This window comes from Rahnella sp. Larv3_ips (assembly GCF_003697865.1).
GTDB classification, from domain to species: domain Bacteria; phylum Pseudomonadota; class Gammaproteobacteria; order Enterobacterales; family Enterobacteriaceae; genus Rahnella; species Rahnella rivi.
Map to the genome: position 1 here is coordinate 241,912 of NZ_MJIB01000003.1, position 18,886 is coordinate 260,797.

18 protein-coding genes are annotated in these 18,886 nt (G+C 50.4%); 11 read left to right on the forward strand and 7 right to left on the reverse strand.

The annotated features are described in order from the left end of the window. Positions 1 to 16 precede the first annotated feature (16 nt). From ED901_RS01100 to ED901_RS25270, 9 genes are all read left to right on the forward strand, one after another. Entirely contained in the window at positions 17 to 1,498 is a 1,482-nt protein-coding gene (locus ED901_RS01100) for an SrfA family protein (protein WP_122094300.1), read from the forward strand. A gap of 18 nt (positions 1,499 to 1,516) precedes the next feature. After that, positions 1,517 to 4,585, forward strand: coding sequence for a virulence factor SrfB (locus tag ED901_RS01105; protein WP_122094303.1), 3,069 nt, complete (start codon positions 1,517 to 1,519; stop codon positions 4,583 to 4,585). Beyond that, positions 4,585 to 7,284, forward strand: coding sequence for a putative virulence factor (locus ED901_RS01110; RefSeq protein ID WP_122094305.1), 2,700 nt, complete (start codon positions 4,585 to 4,587; stop codon positions 7,282 to 7,284). Before ED901_RS01105 ends, ED901_RS01110 begins: the two co-directional genes overlap by 1 nt. Next, positions 7,278 to 8,282, forward strand: a complete 1,005-nt coding sequence (locus tag ED901_RS01115) for a hypothetical protein (RefSeq protein WP_122094307.1) — start codon at positions 7,278 to 7,280, stop codon at positions 8,280 to 8,282. Before ED901_RS01110 ends, ED901_RS01115 begins: the two co-directional genes overlap by 7 nt. Further along, a complete protein-coding gene (locus ED901_RS01120; protein ID WP_122094309.1) occupies positions 8,279 to 10,240 on the forward strand; it encodes a vWA domain-containing protein in 1,962 nt (653 codons plus the stop codon). Before ED901_RS01115 ends, ED901_RS01120 begins: the two co-directional genes overlap by 4 nt. After that, the gene (locus tag ED901_RS01125; protein ID WP_122094311.1) at positions 10,240 to 10,968 is read left to right on the forward strand and encodes an ABC transporter ATP-binding protein; all 729 of its coding nucleotides are present in this window, start codon (positions 10,240 to 10,242) and stop codon (positions 10,966 to 10,968) included. The genes ED901_RS01120 and ED901_RS01125 overlap by 1 nt, the downstream gene beginning before the upstream one ends. Next, positions 10,958 to 12,172, forward strand: coding sequence for an ABC transporter permease (locus tag ED901_RS01130; protein WP_122094313.1), 1,215 nt, complete (start codon positions 10,958 to 10,960; stop codon positions 12,170 to 12,172). The genes ED901_RS01125 and ED901_RS01130 overlap by 11 nt, the downstream gene beginning before the upstream one ends. A 49-nt stretch (positions 12,173 to 12,221) precedes the next feature. Beyond that, complete coding sequence (locus tag ED901_RS01135; RefSeq protein ID WP_122094315.1) at positions 12,222 to 13,790, forward strand: SUMF1/EgtB/PvdO family nonheme iron enzyme; 1,569 nt, start codon at positions 12,222 to 12,224, stop codon at positions 13,788 to 13,790. Positions 13,791 to 13,901: 111 nt separating this feature from the next. Further along, positions 13,902 to 14,030 (forward strand): phage polarity suppression protein, encoded by a 129-nt coding sequence (locus tag ED901_RS25270; RefSeq protein WP_240993853.1) that lies wholly within the window; start codon positions 13,902 to 13,904, stop codon positions 14,028 to 14,030. Positions 14,031 to 14,445: 415 nt separating this feature from the next. Here the strand turns inward: ED901_RS25270 and ED901_RS01140 are convergent, their stop codons facing one another. Both ED901_RS01140 and ED901_RS25000 read right to left on the reverse strand, forming a co-directional pair. Further along, positions 14,446 to 14,745 carry a hypothetical protein gene (locus ED901_RS01140; protein WP_122094317.1) on the reverse strand — a complete coding sequence of 100 codons (300 nt, stop codon included), beginning with the start codon at positions 14,743 to 14,745 and terminating at the stop codon, positions 14,446 to 14,448. A 10-nt stretch (positions 14,746 to 14,755) separates the two neighbouring features. Next, positions 14,756 to 15,121 carry a hypothetical protein gene (locus tag ED901_RS25000; protein WP_162997795.1) on the reverse strand — a complete coding sequence of 122 codons (366 nt, stop codon included), beginning with the start codon at positions 15,119 to 15,121 and terminating at the stop codon, positions 14,756 to 14,758. Positions 15,122 to 15,169: 48 nt separating this feature from the next. Here ED901_RS25000 and ED901_RS01145 point away from each other — a divergent pair. Next, positions 15,170 to 16,280 (forward strand): IS3 family transposase gene (locus ED901_RS01145; protein ID WP_122094319.1). Its coding sequence is split into 2 segments (ribosomal slippage): positions 15,170 to 15,423 and positions 15,422 to 16,280, totalling 1,113 coding nucleotides; the frame shifts between segments, so codons are not numbered across the junction. Positions 16,281 to 16,291: 11 nt separating this feature from the next. Here the strand turns inward: ED901_RS01145 and ED901_RS25185 are convergent. From ED901_RS25185 to ED901_RS01160, 3 genes are all read right to left on the reverse strand, one after another. Next, a complete protein-coding gene (locus tag ED901_RS25185) occupies positions 16,292 to 16,636 on the reverse strand; it encodes a hypothetical protein (protein ID WP_205965058.1) in 345 nt (114 codons plus the stop codon). Between the two features lie 81 nt (positions 16,637 to 16,717). Then, complete coding sequence (locus ED901_RS01155; protein ID WP_122094321.1) at positions 16,718 to 17,086, reverse strand: hypothetical protein; 369 nt, start codon at positions 17,084 to 17,086, stop codon at positions 16,718 to 16,720. Positions 17,087 to 17,094: 8 nt separating this feature from the next. Further along, on the reverse strand, positions 17,095 to 17,514 hold the full coding sequence (locus ED901_RS01160; protein ID WP_122094323.1) for a hypothetical protein: 420 nt from the start codon (positions 17,512 to 17,514) through the stop codon (positions 17,095 to 17,097). Between the two features lie 33 nt (positions 17,515 to 17,547). Here ED901_RS01160 and ED901_RS01165 point away from each other — a divergent pair, with 33 nt between their 5' ends. Then, the gene (locus tag ED901_RS01165) at positions 17,548 to 17,829 is read left to right on the forward strand and encodes a SymE family type I addiction module toxin (protein WP_122094325.1); all 282 of its coding nucleotides are present in this window, start codon (positions 17,548 to 17,550) and stop codon (positions 17,827 to 17,829) included. 92 nt (positions 17,830 to 17,921) lie between these two features. Here the strand turns inward: ED901_RS01165 and ED901_RS25005 are convergent, their stop codons facing one another. Continuing rightward, the gene (locus ED901_RS25005; protein ID WP_162997796.1) at positions 17,922 to 18,095 is read right to left on the reverse strand and encodes a hypothetical protein; all 174 of its coding nucleotides are present in this window, start codon (positions 18,093 to 18,095) and stop codon (positions 17,922 to 17,924) included. Between the two features lie 376 nt (positions 18,096 to 18,471). Beyond that, complete coding sequence (locus tag ED901_RS01170; RefSeq protein WP_013575352.1) at positions 18,472 to 18,879, reverse strand: hypothetical protein; 408 nt, start codon at positions 18,877 to 18,879, stop codon at positions 18,472 to 18,474. Positions 18,880 to 18,886: the final 7 nt, after the last annotated feature.

An 18,886-nucleotide genomic window follows, 5' to 3' on the forward strand; every position in this document is an offset into this window, starting at 1 on the left:
TTAAAAGGTTTAGACAATGCGAAATTCGATTCAGGGACCCCTGTTACGTACCGGGAATAACTCTTCGTTTAAGGCTCTGGGTGAAACCGGCTATCCGGTGTTTAAGATGGCATTTCAGCTACGTGAAGCCATTTACCGTCTGGATGCCGGGCGCGACCTGGCCAGACATCTTGCCGTCCCGCAAAATGATCAGGGCGGTGATCGGACCGACTGGTACAGCAGTTTTTCCGGTGATGTCATTCCGTGGAGCGGTGCAACTGAAAGCGAGCGAGCCTCCGCACGTCAGCAATTCAACGATTTCCAGATGGCAGTACAGGCATTAAGCGAGCAGATGTTTAATGCAGAAAAAAGTGGCGCAGGCGGCGATCGGCGAGTGTTTGCGCAATTATTAAAATCGGTTGTCCACTTCCCCGATAATGAATTTCTGTATCTGGTTAACGGGGTGCTGGTCATTACTTTTTGGGGCTTTATTCACCCCACTGGCGAGCAGCATAATCCCATGCACTGGTTACAACCTTCCTCAGTACCAGTGCAAACACCCGTACCCCCATTGGCTCCGCCGATGTCGCAACCAGCATCCCCCGCTATTCACATTACCGAGACAGAGAAACGCACCCGACGCTGGAACTGGCGCTGGTTGCTCTGGTTACTTGTAGCCCTGCTTTTACTTGCACTGTTGCTGGGATTACTCCGTGGGTGTGTTCCATCCCTCTCACTCCCAGGTCTGACAGGATTCAACGGTGAGAAAAACCTCAATCAGCCAGTCAGCGATGCCGGGAATAGCAAAACCTTAGAGGGAAATATCCCTGTAATCCCCAACGTGAATGTCCCGGTGAAAACCGTTGAAACCAACGCAGCCATGCGCGCACCGGTAGATGGTTCAGCCAATGCAAATCAGTCTCCGCAGGGTGCTCACGCTCCTGCTGCGGGAGCTGGCACCCCTGCCCTGGAAGCAACTGATACTGCCAGCGAGGGGCATGAACCGTTGAGCAATAGCGAAGCCCCTGATACTGAACCTGCGCCTGATATGGTTCCGCCAGCCCCTACTGAGACACAAAATAACGCGTCTCAGAAGCCCGCTGTGGTTCCCAATACCGTGCCGCCAGTGATACCCGTTCAGGGTAAACCACTGACGCTTCCCGCCAACTTACCTAATGGCCCGGCTCAGTTTCTTAACGGGCAATGGCGGGTCAATGGCGGTATTCAGGACAAACTCACTGGGCGCCCTTTGCAATTGCAATACAACTTTGACAAGGGTAATGGCTCGGTCAGCGTACGTCAGTCAAATGGCGTCACCTGTATCGGCGCGGCCCGAGGGAGTGTGCAACAAGGTGCACTCAACATTACCAATCCCGGGCAGATGAAATGCAGCGATGGATCAAACTTTATTGGCCCCCAAATAGAGTGCAAATCGCCAGCTTCTGGTCACGCCGATTGTGTCGGCAACAATGATGGGGACAAAACTTTCCCCATTCGTATGCTTCAACCCAATACTTAAACAGGGACGAATTACATTATGTTGCCTGAGATTGTTTCTTTTGATCGTCAGATCACACTGGTCGGTGACTCCGGAATTCAGTTTATGGATTTCGGCTTAAACCTCAAACGCCAGCCTGCGGGTGAATTTGTCAAACTCGCAAACGGCGTACTCACTCGTCTCATTTACAACGAGCAGCGTGATTACTATTTTTATCAGCCGACACCTGACAACATCGAGAAGGCTAAAAGCCAATACGATGTTCCTGTCGAGCAGAGCCTTAAATTGCTTGATAGCGTCTGGCTGCCTCTTCCTCTGTTTCGTTTTAGCCTGCCGAATATTTACCAGGAAGGACCATTGAACTGGGCACGCTTTCGTATAGTGAAACTGCCTGAACCTGATATGGATGGTCATAGCCACCGTATGACGCTGGCTATCGATACCCGCATCATGGCAAAACAGCAATCAGCAGCCGATCTCAGTCCAAATAATGAGGACGTGAATGCCGGTGCGACCTTTGCAGTGGCTACCGCCACCTACGCGCTCAACTGGTATCTGACTCAGGACTGGGTAAAAGACTGGCTGATCGAAGTCTTTAAAGAAGCCAGCAAAGGCCGGGACATCGACGAACGCGAGGATGAGATAGCTCAGCAATATCCGCTGGCGCACTATCTTAATCTGCTGGCGTTAATGGCTCTTCCGCTAGAAGGGCTGCAAACCCAGACAGAGTCCTCTGTCGAACTGCCACAATTTAAGATGATCGCCAATCGGGAAGTTAACGCCATCAAACCGATCCCGGTCGATCTGATCCTTGATGTGGGTAACTCTCGTACCTGCGGCATTTTAATTGAAGATCACGGACAGTCAGGATCCGGGTTAATGCATAATTATGTGCTGAAACTGCGCGATCTTAGCGCTCCCGAACATGTCTATACCGAACCCTTTGAAAGCAAGGTCGAGTTCTCACAGGCATTTTTTGGCAAAGATCATTGCTCGGTGCGCAGCGGCCGCCACGACGCATTCCAGTGGCCGACAATAGCCCGCATTGGTGGTGAAGCCAGCCGTTTAGCCTCACGCCGTCGGGGGAGCGAAGGCTCGACAGGGTTATCCAGCCCCAAACGTTATTTGTGGGATGAGAAATTTTACAGTCAGGGCTGGCGCTTTAACGGCAGCTATGTGCAGGATACCAACCCTCTGGCGACTGCCGCCCCCTTTGCCAATTTAATTGATGAAAAAGGCGAGGCGCTGCACACCATTGAAGACGAGATGGATCGCATTCCGGTCTTCACACCACGCTACTCACGCAGTTCCCTGATGACCTTTATGTTATCGGAGGTATTGACCCAGGCAATCAGCCAAATCAATAGCCCGGAACAGCGTATTCGCGAAGGCCACGCCGGTCTGCCTCGTCAACTTCGCCATATTATTCTGACTGTTCCCCCTGGTCTGCCGATGGCTGAACGCTGTATTTTTGATGAAAGAATGCGTCAGGCTGTGGGTTTAGTGTGGAAATCTCTGCGGTGGCATACCGGTGAGAATGATCCTTATGCCGACGAACTCGAAGACCACAGCAAGGGGAATATCAAGATCCCACTGCCTAAAATCCGCGTGGAATGGGACGAGGCCTCCTGTGCTCAGCTGGTGTATCTCTATACTGAGATAAACCAGAACTTCGCCGGTCACCCTGAGGTGTTTTTCGATACTCTGGGTCGCCCGGATCGTCAGGATCGGGAAACCATTACCATTGCGTCAATTGATATCGGCGGTGGCACCACGGACCTGGTCATCACTGACTATCGACTGGATCGTAATGGGGTTTCCGGTGGCGGCGCAAACGTGCATATCATCCCCCACCAGCGTTTTCGTGACAGCTTTAAAATCGCAGGCGATGACATTCTGTTAGATGTGATTCAGTCTTACGTACTTCCCGCTTTCGAGTTATCACTGCGTGAAGTGGGCGTACGCACAGTCGAAACTCTGATGTCCCAGCTTTGCGGTTCACAAAACATCAGTGCCGCCGAAGCGGTGCTGCGTCAGCAACTGAGCTTACAGTTGTTTGTGCCACTGGCTCTGCACATATTGACCCTTTATGAGCAATATGACCCGCAGAATGAACAGACACATTTGCTCATCAACCAACGTGTCAGTGAATTACTGCCTGCTGGCAGTATCAGTGAAGAGGTTGAGGCCTTTGTACGCAGAGAAGTGCAAAAAGCGGGTGGTCCTAATGATTTCAAACTGGCTGACATCAGCCTCAATCTGACGCTTGCGAAGATGCACAATGATTTGTGCTCAGGTAAGTTCAACATCGATAAAGTCCTTACCACGCTGTGCGAGGTTTTATCCTGTTACCACTGCGACCTGCTGCTGCTTACCGGTCGCCCGTCACAACTGCCAGGTATTCAGGCCATCGTCCGTCGCAATTTGCCATTACCTCCGGGACGCATTTTAGCGCTGCATAGCTATCGGACAGGTACCTGGTATCCGTTCCATAAAAACGGCCATATTGACGACCCGAAGAGCACCGCCTCAGTCGGCGCAATGCTCTCGCAGCTGTGTGCTAACCACAGCATTCCCAACTTCCATTTCCGCATCTCGGCGCTGAAACCCTATTCGACCATTCGCCATATCGGCATCATCGATATGGATAACCTGATCCACGATGCCGACGTTGTCTATCGTCATATCGCATCAGAAAACGGACAGATTAAATTGCCGGTGATTATGAGTCAGGAGGGGGAGGCCACGACGCAAAGCATCGTCATGCGTGGCGACCTGCGCTTAGGTTATCGCCAACTGGACGCAGAACGCTGGTCTGCAGCACCTTTATACACACTGCGTTTTAGCGAGTCGGGACGTGAAAAATTCTCCAAAGCGACATCCATGGACAGCGGTTCCCCGTACCTCAAAGTCAGACTGACCATTGATAAAGGCAAGGCTGCTCGAAAATTGGGGCTTATCAGCGATCGCCTGACCATCGCTGATGTAAGTAGCAATACCGACAAAACTTTCAGCAAAAATGATTTAGAGCTGGAACTCAATACCATGCCCGATACGGGTCTGATTGACAGTCGACACTGGCTCGATAGCGGGAGTGTGAAAAAGTAATGAACAACGATCAAAATACTCTGCAACAAGGTTGGGCTGCTATCGCTCAGGGTTGTCAGGATGCACTGAGTTGGGTTGACAGCGCGCGAACAAGCTCTCGCCGCCTGGACAACGAAGCAGACCCGCTCAACCTGAATTTACTGCGCACCCGCAATCTGGCGAACAGCCTCACTGAGGTCTCAGCTACCCCGATGACCGTAGGTTTCTTCGGTATTTCGCAAGCGGGTAAGTCCTATCTTATTTCGGCATTAGCAGCGGGCAGCAATGGCGAGCTGGAAGCACGATATGGCACCAAAGTGGTGGACTTTATTAAAGAGGTCAACCCGGTAGGTGGCGGCAAAGAGGCGACCGGCCTGGTCACCCGTTTTACCCGACACGCGCCCGATGCCCCAGTGGGTTACCCGATCCCTTTGCGTCTGTTCAGTGAAATTGACCTGGCAAAAATCCTCGCCAACACCTGGTTTAACGACTTCAACCACGAGCATCTGAATTACAAAATTGACGAGAATCGCATTGAAGAACGCCTGCGTCCTTTCCTGCAACGTGCAGGCCAGCCTGTCGCCAATAATGGTGTCAGCAGTGAGGACGTGGTGGCGCTTTGGGACTATCTCAACGCGTCATTCAAAAAGTCAGTGGAGAAGCTTGAGCACGCCTGGTGGCCACTAGTGCTTAAAATCGCACCAGCGCTCAACCCGCACGAACGTGCGGACCTCTTCTCTCTGCTGTGGGGTGAACAGCCTGAACTGACCGAGACCTATCGTTCACTGGCCAATGTGCTGGCGAAACTCAACCACGCAAAAATGGTATTTGCTCCCTTAGAAACGTTAATCGATCACAGCAGCGGCAGCATCATGAATGTCGACAGCCTGAATCGTCTCGGCTCGCATCAGGATCTCACCGTCGAAATACGCTTCTGGAAAGAGAATCAGCAAACCGGTAGCGCAGTATTGTCACAATCTGAGCTGGCCGCGTTGACCTCTGAACTCATTTTTCCGCTGGCGGAAGTCACCAATAATAGTGTGATGGAGCAGGTCGATTTACTCGACTTCCCCGGCTATCGCGGGCGACTCAAGCTCCTCGCCCTAAAAGATGCCGCTCAGGATGGCCTGAATCCGGTATCGCAACTGTTGCTGCGCGGCAAGGTTGCCTACCTTTTTGAACGCTACACAGATAACCAGGAAATGAATGCCCTGGTGGTGTGCGCCAGCTCATTTAAGCAAAGCGACGTTTCCGACGTTGGCCCGGTACTTACACGCTGGGTAGAGAAGACTCAAGGTAAAACCGCAGAAGAGCGCGGGAACAGTAAAGCCGGTTTGTTCTGGGCCATTACCATGTGCGACATGCGCATCAGTGACAATCTGAAAAAAACAGAAAGTCAGTTAAAAGAGGCCTGGGAAGGCATGCTGCATATGACGCTGCTGGAACGTTTTGCCTCTTACGACTGGTTAAAAGAATGGTCACCCGGCAAGCCGTTTGATAACTGCTTCCTGGTACGTAAACCTGGAATGGATAACCCCTTCCTGACACTTGAAAATGAACCCGGCCAGGAGAGTCTTAAAGAAGTGGCTCTCGCTGAACGCTATCGCGATGTGCTCGATACCATGGGCCGAGTTTTTATCACCTGCAATAACGTACGCCGTCACGTTGCCGGGCCGAATGAGGCGTGGCAGGCGATGCTTAAGCTCAACGATGGGGGGATCTCCCGCCTGACCGAAGCTTTGCGCGGTGTCGCCCATCTTGAATTCAAATTAAAGCGCCTGCGTGAGCAGTTACTCCAATGTCGCAATGAAATAGGAGATCAACGCCTCGGCCGCTGGTACGAACAGGATGGTGACGAACAAAGCGTTAAAAAACAATCCATTGCTAAAGAATTATGGAACGGTTTTTCCGCCTGTCCGCACAGTCTGGGTGAGATGATCAGCAGCCTGGATTTGCCCTCTCATGAACTCCACAATATCTATCTTAGTATTCGCAATCAGGATCAAGAGCCGCAAGCAGGCATTGAGCAGCGTCCGCAGAATGCCTTTGCTGCTAATCCATTTGGCAATAACCCCTTTGCCAACAATCCGTTCGGCAATGCGCCTTTTGATGTGCAGCCCGACGTGGTTGGATCCGGCCCTGTGCCGGAACGCGTAGGTCGGGATGACGAGTTTGCCCATCAGACATTCAAAGCCTGGGTAGCGCACCTGAGAGAGCTGCCGCTGCAAATTACTCACTGGCAACAACTGGGGATGAACAGTGAGATGATCAGTCTGTTATGCGAAGAGCTGATTACGGCGGCCACGCGTCTTGATCTGGAGGGCATGTTAAAACGCGCTCTGGCAGGCCAGGAGCAGGCGGGTACACGTCGTGAGCATTTGCTGGCGCGTCAGGTGCTGCGTGCCCAACTGGCAATCCGTGACTTTATTGCCTGGTTTGGCTACCTCTCTTTGCCAGAAGAGCAAATTCCCCATAGCTATGTGGGTGAGAAGAAGAAAGTCTTTGCCCGTCAGGTACCACTTGACAGCGATGAGCTACCTCAACTGGCCTCTGTCGCCCCGCAGCCGGGTGTCGCCTATATGGGTGACTGGTTGTCGGCATTAATGAAAATCATCCTGGACAATGCGAACCATAGCGCCACCCGTGACATATCCGTTGAACATAACCGGCAACTTGGCCAGATCATTGGCCAAATGAAACAAGAGAACCTGCCATGCTAGCTAAAATCTTTCCCTGCCAACCCGCAGAGCCGGGTACTGCGCAAATGATGATTCGCCTGCGTGGCGAAGAGGAAGTGCTGTCAAATCTGACCTTTAGTCTTTGCAACAATGAGCAAAACTATCTGCAACCCGACAGCAACTGGAGCCCGGCGCCGCACTGGTTTACCATCGAGGGTGGCTATCCATTTAACAAGGGTAGTGGTTTTAGTATTGGCCCGAGCTTGCTTGACCCATTGCTGGCGAGCGCAAGTCAGGTACAAATTCAGGTCAGGCGACCGTCGGGTGAAACCCGTAATACAACACTACAGCTGGTGCGCGATGAGTTGTTCTCATCTGATGCACGTGGAGAAACAGGCAACTACAGCGGCAGTAGCGTGTTGACTCCCCCCGTTGCGGCCCCAACACCAGAGCCTGTTCCGGTCGCAGAACCCGTGCCTACACCCGCAGAACCGACGCCTGCTCCATCCCAGCCCAAACGCAATGTCGCCCTGGTTGCGATGATCGCTGCCGGCCTGCTGGTACTGTTGATTGCCGCCGGGGCACTATGGTGGTTTATGGGGCGTGGCAGCGATCCTACTCAACCTGCCACCGCGGACAAACAATCCGAAGTCTCTGCCGCAGCCCCGGCAACAGCGCAAGTCAAACCCGATGCCAGTGCGTGTACGCCAGCTAACCTGGCAAGCCTGAGTGAACTCGATTTTGTGCAAAACTGTGTGCAACAAAAGCTCGACAGCGACAAGTTGTTGACCGTTATTCAGGCAGCGAAAGACGCCAAGAAATGCGGTGTGGCCCAGCGCCTGTACGCCAACCGTGCTCAGGGGGGCGATATAAAGGTCGCTCTCGCTTATGCCGGTGAATACGATCCGCAAGATCATAAGCCAAGCGAGTGTTTCAAAACCGCCGATTCGGATACCGCTGCTTACTGGTATGACACCGTGCTGCAAAACGAGCCGGACAACCAAAAAGCGAAGCAACGCCTTGGGGAGCTTAGAAAATGATGAAACCGCATTTTCTTCGACTGGCTCTGCCCTTATGTGGCCTGCTTCTCGCAAGCCAGACGTTGGCAGCAGAGGGTAATAAACCTCTGCTGCAGGAAGGAAAGAAAACCTTATTTCAAAGGGTTCTGACCACGCCTGGTTGCAAACTGGGCACCACGGCAGGCGAAAATAAGGGTACGTTACAACCTGCATTTAGCAGCTTTTATGTTTATCAAAAAGCGGATGTAAAAGGGCAAAGCTGGGTCGAGGTTGGGCCTGACAGTTATGGCAAGACCATTGGCTGGTTACCGCAGTCATGCACCGTTGACTGGAAAATGCAACTAACCCTGTCCTTTACCAACCCTGCCAACCGTGACCGGTTAGTATTTTTCAAAGATAAAAAGAGCCTGGATGATATTCTCTCTGCTCCTGATCCCGTCTCGGTAGTTGCACCCTTGCGTGCCCATCTGAAACGCGACGGGAGTGCCGATGGCGTCGTCGCCCAGGAGCCGGAATACTTTGTTGACCTGCAAAAGCAGTTCTACCTTTTACCGATCCTCAGCGGTGAAGAGGTGATGACGGAAAGCGGGTTCTACACCCGTTTACTCAACGTTGCCTCCGTCAGTAAGGCGGATCCTAACGCCAAACAGGGCGATGATATCAACCAGCTTAAAGGCTTTAATGCCACGGTGGTTTTCGTTATCGACTCGACCTTTTCGATGGGGCCATACATTGAGCGAACAAAGGAAGCGGTCAACAAAATTTACGACAAGATCAAACAGGAACACCTGCAAGAACAGGTTAAATTTGGTCTGGTTTCATTCCGCTCGAACACCAAAGCCGTGCCTGGTCTGGAATATACCTCGAAGATCTTCGCCGACCCCAATCAGGTGAAAGATGGTGAGGATTTCCTGAAAAAAGTCGCGGGCCTTAAAGAAGCCAAAGTATCCAGCTCTTTGTATGATGAGGATGCTTATGCAGGTGTACTTTCTGCTATCGATAACATTGACTGGAGTCCTTTCGGTGCGCGTTACATCGTCTTAATCACCGACGCTGGCGCCATTGAGGGCAGTAATAAACTTTCCGCCACGGGTCTTGATGCCAAACAACTGCGCCTGGAAGCAGGTAACAAAGGTATTGCTATTTATACCCTCCACCTGAAAACGCCTTCAGGCAAAGACGACCATGCAAAAGCGGAAGGCCAGTACCAGGATCTCTCCCACTTTGACAGTACGCAGTCCAACCTTTACCAATCGGTCGATGCCGGCGACCTAAAAACCTTTGGTCAGCAGGTTGATACTCTGGCGACCGCTATCACGGAACAGGTCAAGTCGGCCTATATGGGCGATCCGGCGATCGGCAGTGCAATCTATTCTAAAGATGAGGGAAAAAAAGCGACTTCAGAGGAGAAATTACTGGGGGATACCGCCTTGATTGGCCATGCCATGCAGTTGGCCTGGCTGGGTAAAAAGAACGACACTCAGGCGCCGCTGGTGTTTAAGGCCTGGATCAGCGATCGCGACCTTATAAAACAAAACATCCCGACCACTGAAGTCCGCGTACTACTTACCAAAGGGCAATTGAGCGATCTGAGCGATGTGGTGAGTCAAATCCTGCAAGCAGCTAATGAAGGCATGATCTCGCCGGATAAAATGTTTGAGCGCTTACGTACCGTCGCCGCCACCATGGGTGCCGATCCTAACCAGCTGAAGCAGCAGGAAAACACCAAAATCAACGATCTCGGTGTTTTAGGCGAGTATCTTGCTGATTTACCTTATCGTAGCGACGTCCTGAATCTTGATGAAGAGACATGGAAAAGCTGGGATGGCTTGTCGCAGGAGAAATTTATCCGCACTCTTGCGGCCAAACTGCGCCATTACCAAAAATATAATGCCGATGTTGATCGCTGGGTTGAGCTCGCCAAAGGCAGCGATCCCCGCGATCGTGTATACCCTGTACCGCTGGAAATGATGCCCTGATGCTATGCATAGAAGATTTGTGTGTCGCACGGGGGCACGGTGCTCAGGCTCATCATGTCTACCTGCCGCAGCTTACGCTGCGACCAGGTCAGGTAGTGGCAGTGACCGGTGAAAGCGGCTGTGGAAAAAGTACGCTACTCGAAGCGATCGGCTTATTGCTGCGCCCTGCCAGCGTCGGGCGTTTCGAGTTGCATGATGATAAAAAATGGGATATTGCGGCACTCCTCAATAGCAATCAGCAAGCGGAATTGGCCGACATTCGCGCCAGGAGTCTGGGATTTGTACTGCAAAATGGGGGGCTGCTCCCCTTTCTGAGCGTGCAGGACAACATAAGGCTTCCATGCCAGTTGCTAGGCAGGGTGCCGGATAAAGCCATGCTGAGCCGTATCATCGATGCCCTTAAGCTTGGCCCACTGCTGAGCAAACACCCGGCGCAACTGTCATTTGGTGAAAGACAGAGAACCGCGTTTGCCCGTGCCATTATGCACCGCCCCGGGTTGGTACTGGCCGACGAACCCACCGCCGCACTTGATCCCTACAGTGCGCAGCAACTGTTTAGCCTGTTTATCGAACTGGTGGCTCAGGAAGGCATGATGGCGCTGGTTGTCAGTCACGACTGGCCGCTGGTGCAACGTTTCAATTTACCATGTTTAGTTGCCCGTCTTGACTCAGATGCATCTGACCAGCCTGGAGCACAAGCCAAGAGGGGAACCCACTTTGTCGTTTAACCGAACCCTGCTGCTGTGTCGCCTGGCACTGCAAGATCTGTGGCATGATCGCATTATCTCTTTTTGTATTGCGTCCTCCTTGGTCGCGGTTATCGCCCCACTCTTGCTGCTGTTCGGTTTACGGTTTGGCATTGTCAGCCAGTTGCAGGATGACCTGGCCAATGATCCCCGTAATCTGGAAATCAGGATGCTGAGCAGTGGCAGTTATGATCAAGGCTGGATAGAACAGTTGCGCCAACGTTCCGACGTGGGCTTTGCGATTGGGCAGACACGTTCACTCAATACCCTCGCCGACCTGCAGGTGGACAGCAGCCATTTCATCGAAAATGCAGAAGTGATTCCAACCGATCTCGCTGATCCGCTATTAGGTAAACTTGAGATCCACCATGAGAATGAGGTCGTTTTAACTCAGGAAGCCGCACGAAGACTTGCGGTTAACGTCGGCGATACCCTCACCCTGCGCGTGAGTCGTCAGCTTGAAGATCGCCGGGAATGGGGGCGTAAAATTCTGACAGTCATAGGCATATTACCGCCGACGTATTTCAACCGGGCGGCCCTATTTACCCAGCCCTCGTTACTGCTGATGCTTGAGCATTTCAGAGACGGCTACGCTATCTCAGCCCTTGGCGTGAATAGCGGCCAGCCGATAAATGACAAACCACCGCTTTATGCCCGCGCCAGATTGTATGCCAAAAGCATCGACCACGTTGCCAGCCTTGAGCGCGACCTGAGGGCGCAACGCATCGAAACCACCAGCCGGCTGGCGGATATTCAAAATGTAAAAAGCATCAACCGGGTGCTGGGAGTCATTTTTAATACCATTGCCGCCACCGCATTTATTGGCTGTATAGCCTCTCTTATCGGTTCATTTATCGCCAACGTCGATCGCAAACGTAAACATATTGCCGTACTGCGTCTTCTGGGCTTCACCGGCCCGGCTGTGGGGATCTATGTGATGTTGCAAGGTTGCCTGCTCAGCCTGCTGGCTTATGGGGGTGGTTACAGCATCTATCTTATCGCCAGTCAGATTTTTAACCGGGCGTTGGCAGCTAGCCAGGCGACCGGGCAGATGCTTTGCAAAATAACCTTAGAGCATAGCCTTCTGGCAATGGCAATCACGGTGGTGGTAGCACTACTGGTTGCCAGTATTGGGGCTTATCGGGCTATTAATATTGAACCTGCGCAGAGCCTGCGCGAGGTGTGACCCTGCCCACCTCATTTTTCAGTCAACTGATGATTAGCGGAGATTGTTTGTGACCTTAACACCTTCCACACTGCCCTACTGGTTAGCTCTCGGCCTGCTCGCCAATGCATCCTCTGCGCTGGCGGAACCCTGGGCTGCGAATACCTGGAATCCTAAGCCGGATGACGAAGATATCGTCTTACCTATGCCCTGCGAAGGCTCGATGGCGTTCCGTCGGGTCGAGATCCCCATGGCGGGTCCTCTCGATGATATGCCCATTACGCTGGGCCAGGATGGAGGAGACTGGGGTGTCATCGAACATAGCTATCCCGCTTTTATCGCAGGAAGCTTCACTGAGGCAAAAAAAGGTAAGGGCCGTTATTACCTTATGGCTAAATATGAACTTACCACCTTGCAATATCAGGCATTAACGGAAGGCACCTGCCCCACGCCTTCGCGTAAGCTCAGTTTACCCGTAACTGAGATGAGCTGGTTTGATGCGGTGACTGCCGCCGATAAATACAACCAGTGGCTGCGCACCAATGCTATGGATAAGCTGCCAAAAGAAGATGGTAATGCTGGCTTTTTGCGCCTGCCAACCGAGGTAGAGTGGGAGTTTGCCGCGCGTGGCGGCCTGAAAGTTAACAGCGCCGAGTTCCGGGATCTGCATTATCCCATGGATGATATTAAGAACTATGAATGGTTTTCAGGTGCTCAGTCTTCCAATGGAAAAGTACAACTTATTGGACTGTTGAACCCTAACCCTCTTGGCCTGTACGACATGCTGGGTAATGTTTCAGAGATGATATTCACCCCTTTTTATCTCAATAAGTTAAACCGCTTGCATGGTCAGGCCGGGGGCTTCGTTGTTCGTGGCGGTAACATCCTTTCTGGCTCTGCAGAAATCCGCAGCGCAGCGCGTAAAGAAGAGAACTATTACAACCAAGCGACCCCTTTCACCAGTAAAACGACGGGCATGCGCCTGGTGCTGGTTGCGCCGACCATCACCTCAACCGATAAAGTTAAACAACTTGAAAAAAGCTGGGAAACCTTAGGTGCGGAAAACCAAACTAACGAAAAGAAAACTGATGAAGCAAAAGACACAGCCAAAGCGCTAAGCAGTCTCGCATCTAATATCGATGATGCTGTCCTGAAACAAAAATTAAAAGATTTGGAAAATCAACTCCGTGCCAGCAACCAGAAGCAGCAGGAAGAGCGCGATCAGTCAATCCGTGCCAGCTTGAATTTAGGCTCCTTCCTGTGCACCAAGTTACAAGATGACGGCCGTTTCCTCGATTTCTTAAATCATAACTACGAACTGCTGTGTAAGGACAAAGACGCAAGTGATGTCAATTGCGCCAGCCGGAAAGCCAAGCTGGGCGAGCAATCTGACAGACTCCAGCAACTAACGGGCTACTACGCGAGCAGCCTGGTCGATTCGGCGACGCTGTATGGGCAAGATGGACTTAAACGTGAAGTCTCCGTGTTTGAGCAAATGCTGACACTTAACAAACGACTCACAGGCCTCAAGCCTTTCCTGGCCGCACACTGGCAGAATCAGCATAAATATTTGGAAAACGGCAAGATTGATACGGCAGGCTGGCTGGAAAGCTGTAAGCAGACCAACGTAAGCCATTGACCCTTACTCTTGAGTTTTGAATAGCCTGCAATCATGACGATGCCCTTATTGCATTGCCCAGTCTTCGGATAACTGGCTGCACCAGTCCACCAGCCAGCCGGGGATGAATCCATGAGTGACACACCATTACAGCAGGCATTTACCGTATGCCAGGCGAATAAAACCACCTGGCAGAATAAAAAAGATGAATTGAAAACTGCCGAAACGGCGGTGGATGAACACTTACAGGCTGAGCCCTAACACTTCCAATCGTATTGCAATCTTCTTATTCATCGGAAAAACCGCCCTATGACTACAGCAGGGCGCGGCAAGAGGCTTATCTATGCAATTTAAGAAAATAAAGCGTGGCGTTATCCATGATGGCAGGTGGGTCAAAGCAGAGTTATATCCTCTCCCAGCATCGCTGCGTTGTTACTGCGAGGGCTGCTTAACCCCCCTGCATTTTCGAATCACGCATGCGGAAGGTCGGTTTTTCGAACACGACCTTGAAAATAGCGACAGTAACCGTTTAGAAGAATGCTCCTATTGGCTTTTAAAGTAACCTGCTTTTGATGTTAAATTGAACATATCAAAATCAGGCAATTACATAAATTAATGTTCGGGCTCGTGAAATCGCCATTATACTCTCAGAGACTGAAAATAACTTGAAACATACCTACTTAATTAGTTTTTGAGGTTTTGCAAAACCAGTATTTTCGTTTATAAAATATAGTCCGCCATCCCAACGATAGGCCGTAATATTACCTAGATCATCTACACTGATGTTTGTGAAAGGATTCCCCTCAGAATCATACTCACTATAAACCTGCCAAATTACTTGAGCACTCGCATCAATCAAGTAAACATTTCTGGCGCATTGCTCTCTGCCATAGATGCTTTCCATATCGAGCCGATCATATAACACTACTTTATTTCCATCTTTTACACTTAACTCGTTCAAAATATGGTCAGTCATTTCAATAATCTCATTTTAAAGGTATTGGCTTACCAAATGATGCCGTTGATATACGATCTAAAAGCTCATACTGAACCCCACCAGAACTTGATGCTCCAAACTGCGGCTGAGGTGCAACTTTCCCAACTTGCATTTTGGTTCCTGCTGGCACAATAACTTCAGCCATCTGTGTTGGAACTTTAGGCAATGCTAAGTATTGCTGAATTTGTTCTGGTGTAATTCCTGAAATTTCATCTGCGCGAACTAGCCAACTACCAATTGGATTATCTTTAGTCGAAACCCTGACGAATTCAAGATCTTTTGCCGTGGTAAATGTTCGAACCTGTATTGAAGTATCGTAGGGAGTGTAAGTACCCCACCAAAACGGCCCATTCACTTTTAGAGATCTTCCGACATACTGATTATGTCCCCTGAGGAGATCGCTATGCGTAAGATCCGATTCACCGAGCACCAGATCATCGCCGTCCTGAAATCAGTCGAGGCTGGCAGGACCGTTAAAAATGTCTGTCGCGAAGCCGCTATTTCCGAAGCCAGCTACTACAACTGGAAAGCAAAATATGGCGGGATGGAAGCCGCTGATATCAGAAAAATCAAAGATCTTGAGGACGAGAATCGTCGTCTGAAGCAGATGTTTGCCGATCTGAGTCTGGAAGGTCGGGCGCTGAAAGACATCATCGAAAAAAGCTTTAAAACCAGCGATAAAGCGTGAGCTCGTTAGCTATCTAACGACGCAGTTTACGATGAGCATACGCCAGGCATGCAGGACGTTATCGCTGAGCAGGACGGTGTTTCGTTATCAACCGAATACACGACGTGATGAAGCGGTGATCCAGAGGCTGACCGAGGCGGCTGAACGCTATCCCCGCTACGGATTTAAGAAGCTTTTTCAGGTGCTTCGCAGGCAGGGGCACGTCTGGAACCACAAGCGCATACACCGGATTTACTGTCTGTTGAAACTGAATTTTCGTCGTAAGGGTAAGCAACGCTTGCCGGTGCGCAATCCGGCTCCGCTGGCAACGCCGGAAGCACTCAACCAAAGTTGGTCGATTGATTTTATGCACGACGCGCTGACATGTGGCCGACGTTTTCGGACTTTCAATGTCGTTGATGATGTTAACCGTGAGGCTTTGGCGATAGAAATTGACCTGAATATCCCGGCGCAGCGGGTCGTGCGGGTGCTGGAGAGGATAGTGGCAAACCGTGGATATCCGCTGAAGATGCGGATGGATAACGGACCGGAACTGATATCACTGGCTCTGGCGCAATGGGCCGAAGAGCATGGCGTGATGCTGGAATTTATCAAGCCGGGTAAGCCAACACAGAATGCGTTTATAGAACGGTTTAACCGAACATACCGGACCGAAATACTGGATTTTTATCTGTTCAGAACACTGAATGAAGCACGGGAAATAACGGAGCGCTGGCTGAATGAATATAACAGTGAGCGGCCCCATGAATCCCTTAATAACCTGACACCGGAAGAATACCGGCTGATGGCTGAGAAACCGGAAATCTCAAAAAGTGTGTGGAACTAAAGCTGGGTTACTTACGAATGCACCTCTACTTTAATACCCGCGTCGGAAAGTGCCTTGAGCAGAGCCGGAGTCGGGCCAACAAGACCTGTGACAGGGCTCGTGAAAAGGTTCCATGTTACACCATTGACCATTCCTCGATTCAGCAACTCGGTATCTTTAGCCACAGCATCAATATTTCCTTTGAGCGACGAATATACTTGGCTCGGTTTAGCAAGTTTGGCAGCAGTCGTCGTATCAAGTGTTTTGGCGCTGGTCGCTATACCAGTGGTCTGGTCAAAAAAATAAAATGTCTTGAAGTTCGGCGGTAGTCGAGAGCCTGCTGGTAGTTGAGTCCTAAGATAATCCTCCCAAGGCATTCCTTGGCCTTGAATACCGTTGCCCCCACTCAATCCCGGTAGTAGCACGGTCTACCGCACCGCCAGTTGCTTTTGTACCAACTAATCAGTGATAACCGCTTCTACCTCTCCGCCCCGAATTATGACTCGCCCCCAATCGCCAGATAGAATATAAGCACCATCATCGCTAACAAAACTGTCTATATTTCCATAGTCCAAATCACCTGTACTATCTATAAACCCTATGAAGCTCCTATCAAGCCATTCGATAGAGTCCGCGCTAAAAAAACGCAACAAAACCTTGCGATAGCAATACTGCTCTCCGTTTTTTGGTTCTTCATATTGTGGGTGATTCTTAGTAAGAACAGCCTCCAGTTCAAAAATCAGTGATCTTGCCAACTCATCAATTGACAAAACGTAGCTGTCTTCGAGATAAAAATTTGAGAGCGATAAAATTTCAGAATAGTTCATGTCGGTTCTCACAGGTCGAAGTCAATTGAGGTGTGATTGTCTGGGCTTTTCCTAGTTACCGGATTACCAAAGGCATCGGTTCTTTGGCCTGTGGCATCCTTGAACTCAACATGTGGATCAGAACTGCCTGGCGCGCGCGAGCTCCCTTGTTTGATTGTCACACGAGGAATGCCATTCTCGTCAACGTATTTGAGGGGGCCACCATCTGTCTGAGAGGGCTTCCAGCCTTGAGCCTCCGCGTACTCTTTTAACTCACTTGCTTTTGGCGTGCGACCGGCTTCAAAAATGTTATCAATGCCTTTTGCACCCCTTCCAACTCCAATCCCAACACCAATGCCCAACCCCGGCGGAACTATTTCTTGAACAGCATTCTCAGGGTCATCCAGGGCACGAGGTGCACCTGTAAGTATCCCGTCAAAACCGCCCAATGACTACCGCCGGGCGCGGCAAGAGGCGCATCTATGCAATTTAAGAAAATAAAGCGTGGCGTTATCCGTCCAGCCCAGCGTGCCGATATTGAGACTGTTTCGATCGAGGCAATCACAGCGCCGTTGAGTTGCGTAAGGGTACGTTATGCCAGCGTTCTTCATGAGCAACGCGTCACTAAAATGAACACGCATTACAGCCGCACTGACAGACTGCATCTGAAGGGTGAATGGTTAAAAGAGGCAGGGTTTGCGACTGATACGCGTGTTATCGTCGCTATGGAGCAGGTGCAACTGGTGATCAGGCCTGCTGAGTAATTGATAAAAAGATCCCGGCAACTTGGCCGGGATCTTTTCAGTTCATTTGTTTATATATGTGTTTCAGCCATTTTTCCGAAGAACGCCATTCGTTATGGGTAATAATAGTTACAATCAATTTTGTTAAGCAGTATGTCCTGTAATTCATCTTCTGATAGAGAAAGTGCCAGCAAATAATCTATCTCTGCTTTCATCGGCTGCCGCTCTTCCGCAGTCTCAGTAGCCTTATAAGCTGCCAATGTTTCATTCGCATTACCAAACAGCACCTCAAAATCTTGGTTAAGGTAGAACCTTAATAAATATGATAAATAAGGGTATTTTCGTTAATATTCATTAAGTTGTATACTATTCTTTAATCCGTATCTGCCATTCTTTGTGGTGAACGACTACGTTTTTCGGCGCCCTAGCGGGGATACGTGGGCAACAAAATTGCCGTCAGACAGGCTGCATCTGTGATGCAAAAGAATGGTTGCGGGGACAAACTCAGGAACTGTGCGCCTCAAATCCGGATTCCGAGTCAGAAAATAGGCAATTGGTTGATTTTTTAGCGCCTCCGAAACCATTCCCCTTCACATAAGGCTGATTAGCCCTAAAAACCTTGGTCAGGAGACATGGCAAAAAATCGATTGAGGGGCCTAACCATCAAGAAAACTCTATTTTACAATCTGATAGAGGGAACGAGCGCCCATCAGAAATAACAAATTGTTCACCTTCGATTTGAGCGAGTAATAGAGCAAGGCCATTTGCACCTATCTCAATATCTTTTTTCCAACCGTTAAGATCACCATGATAGGAAATCGCGTGAAAAAGAGGACCCGAGGGCGGGGTGACTTTGCATCCTCGATCATTTACCCCACCTCGAACGGCATTCGGAGGTTCAGAAAAGCACGTTACGTTATTAAATTGTTTTCGGAATTTGTTTTTCCCATCATCCGAAAAATAAACAACTTGCTGCCCATCAACAACCGTAACACCAGGTACACTTCGAGAGTCCGATTGCTCAATTTTTCCGCCCAGAATTTTTTCTAAAGCCTCTCGTTCACTAGTCATTTTACAC

Excerpts from the sequence above, each read along its gene's own strand:
- ED901_RS01100 (WP_122094300.1), top strand. The coding sequence starts at position 17 with ATGCGAAATTCGATTCAGGGACCCCTGTTACGTACCGGGAATAACTCT.
- ED901_RS01105 (WP_122094303.1), top strand. The coding sequence starts at position 1,517 with ATGTTGCCTGAGATTGTTTCTTTTGATCGTCAGATCACACTGGTCGGT.
- ED901_RS01110 (WP_122094305.1), top strand. The coding sequence starts at position 4,585 with ATGAACAACGATCAAAATACTCTGCAACAAGGTTGGGCTGCTATCGCT.
- ED901_RS01115 (WP_122094307.1), top strand. The coding sequence starts at position 7,278 with ATGCTAGCTAAAATCTTTCCCTGCCAACCCGCAGAGCCGGGTACTGCG.
- ED901_RS01120 (WP_122094309.1), top strand. The coding sequence starts at position 8,279 with ATGATGAAACCGCATTTTCTTCGACTGGCTCTGCCCTTATGTGGCCTG.
- ED901_RS01125 (WP_122094311.1), top strand. The coding sequence starts at position 10,240 with ATGCTATGCATAGAAGATTTGTGTGTCGCACGGGGGCACGGTGCTCAG.
- ED901_RS25270 (WP_240993853.1), top strand. The coding sequence starts at position 13,902 with ATGAGTGACACACCATTACAGCAGGCATTTACCGTATGCCAGGCGAAT.
- ED901_RS01140 (WP_122094317.1), bottom strand. The coding sequence starts at position 14,745 with ATGACTGACCATATTTTGAACGAGTTAAGTGTAAAAGATGGAAATAAA.
- ED901_RS25185 (WP_205965058.1), bottom strand. The coding sequence starts at position 16,636 with ATGCCTTGGGAGGATTATCTTAGGACTCAACTACCAGCAGGCTCTCGA.
- ED901_RS01155 (WP_122094321.1), bottom strand. The coding sequence starts at position 17,086 with ATGAACTATTCTGAAATTTTATCGCTCTCAAATTTTTATCTCGAAGAC.
- ED901_RS01165 (WP_122094325.1), top strand. The coding sequence starts at position 17,548 with ATGCAATTTAAGAAAATAAAGCGTGGCGTTATCCGTCCAGCCCAGCGT.
- ED901_RS01170 (WP_013575352.1), bottom strand. The coding sequence starts at position 18,879 with ATGACTAGTGAACGAGAGGCTTTAGAAAAAATTCTGGGCGGAAAAATT.